Genomic DNA, 2,473 nt, shown 5'->3' with positions numbered 1-2,473 from the left:
TTTGTGTTTGATGATTGGATTGCTAGTATGAAGCATGAGAGTTACCTCTTATTGTCTTTGATTACGGATTCAGCACCTTTAATCAAAGTGGGTAACTCTCTTCTTTTCAAATTGAAGTGTCAGATCTAGTCGGAACTAATACACTTTACAAGAGCCAGATGTTAAACACGCCTAACACCCCAAAATTTTAAACTCTCAGCTGTCACGCTGGGAGTTTTTCATTTGGTACATAGCTTGATCGGTTTTCTCTAGAGCTTTTCCTAGCTCTTTGATATTTGTAGCTTCAATACCGTAGCTAAAGTTTATGTTCTCTCCGTTTAGCTCTTCTTTCAATTTGTCGACAAACTTACTTCCCTCTGAAGGCTTAGCGACGATCACAAACTCATCACCACCGACTCTGAATGCTTGTTCGTGTCGGTCAATGATTTGATTAATAGCCTGAGCAAAACGGATAATCATCAAGTCTCCAACGGCGTGGCCTTTAGTATCATTAACTTTTTTAAGACCATCGAGATCCAAATAGATTAAGTCGAAGAATTCCATTCTTATTTCTGGCAGTTTTTTGCGATTGTATAGACCGGTCAATTCATCCACACAGGCATCATTGTCAACGCCAGTTTAAAATTGACCCACTTATCGACGTTATCGCCGAAGTAAAACTGACCCACCCACGTAATTAACTTCTACTTTCAGATAGATTTTCTAGTACAGCTGGTATGGTTCCAGCCGCCTTTTTTCCTCGTAATCGATAGCTTTCTCCGCTGATTTGTACGATGTGTGAGTGATGAAGAAGCCTATCTAGTAATGCTGCCGTTAGTGTCGTATCGTCAGCGAACGCATTTGACCATTGAGAGAACGGCAAGTTACTGGTTACGATAATGCTGCCTTGCTCGTATCGTTTAGCGATGACGTTGAAGAACAGGTTCGCTTCTTCTCTGCCGAACGGTAGATACCCGATTTCATCAACGATAAGGAGCTTGGGCGCAAGCACGCTTCTTCTTAAGTAGCCTTCAAGCTTGCCCTGAGCTTTCGCCGTAGACAGTTGAAGCATTAAGTCTGCTGCTGTGATGAACCGTGTTTTTAAGCCTTTTTGTACTGCTATTTGACCAAGGCTAACCGCTAGATGACTCTTGCCGACACCACTTGGACCAAGTAGTACTACGTTTTCTTTTCGCTCGATGAACGCCAACCCTGTTAGCTCCTTTAGCTGTTTCCTTGGGGCACCTGTTGCGAACTTGAAGTCATAATCATCGAACGTTTTTTCCATTGGGAAGCTTGCGAACTTAGTTAGTGTGGCCCTTGTGCGTTCCGCGCGTGCTTCCAACTCAGCGTTGAGAAGTGACTCTAAGTAATCAGCTAGACTCAGTTCGCGACGGTTGGCTGTTTCCGCCAGTGTCGGCCACTCCTGACCGATAGCTTGTAACTTCAGCGCTGCACAGGCAGCTTCAATACGATTCATTTGAAGGTTCATACTCGCACCTCCAACAACGCGTCATACATTGATAGCGGATGTTGGAAGCTCTCAACTGGCATTACATTATCACTCATTGTTAGCAGTGCCATTGGGCGTGTCGGTGACGGGAGGGGCTGAAGTGTAAAGCGCTCTTTCTCTAGAAGAACTTGAGGCTTCGTGCCTGTCGTGCCGTGCATTCTCTGGTGAGCGACGGTTTCTAGCCACGCGCCGATATGTCCATTAAGAACATCGACGGTGACTTTAAGCCCGTGTTGTTTGAGTGTCGCAGCAAGCGGGGTGACGAAGCTACTTTTCAAGTAAGAGTTAAATCGCTCCACTTTCCCTTTGGTCTTTGCGCGATAAGGGCGGCAAGCTCTTGGTTTGAAGTTGTATTTATTGGCGGCAGTGAGCAACATAGAGTTCCATCGGTGTTTGCCTTCTCCGTAAGCATCTCGTTCTATCATGATGGCTTTCGCATTATCGAAGAGAACTTCTTTGGGAACGCCACCGAGGTATTCAAATGCTTCTTCAAGACCGTCAACCCAGTCTTCTTGACGCTCTCGCTCACAAAAGCGAACGAAGGTCGCTCTGCTATAACCAAGCGTAGCAACGAAGGCTTTAACACGTACGCCGTAATGCGTGATGGTCGTGAAGTCGACTTGCATTTGCTCTCCAGGCTGTGTCTCGAATCGAACCACAGGGTCGACAGGCGTGCTGGGTTTGTATTGTTTGATGTGCTCCTTGAGCATCGTTATACCACCTTCGTAGCCGAGCAATCTGACTTCACGAAGTAAGACAGTTGCTGGTATCCAATAAGGTTTTGCGACTTCAATGCGGGTGCGCAAGTAGTCGTGGTAAGGCTGTAATTTGGTTTGTAGTGGCATAGTTAATTTGGCCACCTGATTAGAGGTGTTAAGATGCACCTCATCTACATTAGGTGACACCATGACAAAACGTACAAGAAGAACCTTTAACCCTGAATTTAAACTCGAAGCAGCCCAACTTGTAGTTGAACAGGGG

The 2,473-nt window shown here is 45.7% G+C and carries 3 protein-coding genes; all 3 read right to left on the bottom strand.

Translation table 11 applies throughout. From position 1 onward, the window contains the following. Window positions 1–195: 195 nt before the first annotated feature. Window positions 196–594 carry a GGDEF domain-containing protein gene (locus ELS82_RS24170; protein WP_244230878.1) on the bottom strand — a complete coding sequence of 133 codons (399 nt, stop codon included), beginning with the start codon at window positions 592–594 and terminating at the stop codon, window positions 196–198. A gap of 82 nt (window positions 595–676) precedes the next feature. Continuing rightward, window positions 677–1,471: an IS21-like element helper ATPase IstB gene (gene istB / locus ELS82_RS24165; RefSeq protein WP_134837676.1), complete on the bottom strand. Its 795-nt coding sequence runs from the start codon at window positions 1,469–1,471 to the stop codon at window positions 677–679. After that, complete coding sequence (gene istA, locus ELS82_RS24160) at window positions 1,468–2,337, bottom strand: IS21 family transposase (RefSeq protein ID WP_244230877.1); 870 nt, start codon at window positions 2,335–2,337, stop codon at window positions 1,468–1,470. The genes istB and istA overlap by 4 nt, the downstream gene beginning before the upstream one ends. Window positions 2,338–2,473 lie beyond the last annotated feature (136 nt).

The organism is Vibrio ouci, from assembly GCF_004551525.1.
GTDB lineage: Bacteria > Pseudomonadota > Gammaproteobacteria > Enterobacterales > Vibrionaceae > Vibrio > Vibrio ouci.
Note: the sequence above shows the minus strand (reverse complement) of the source record. Positions and strands in the feature narration are given on the sequence as shown.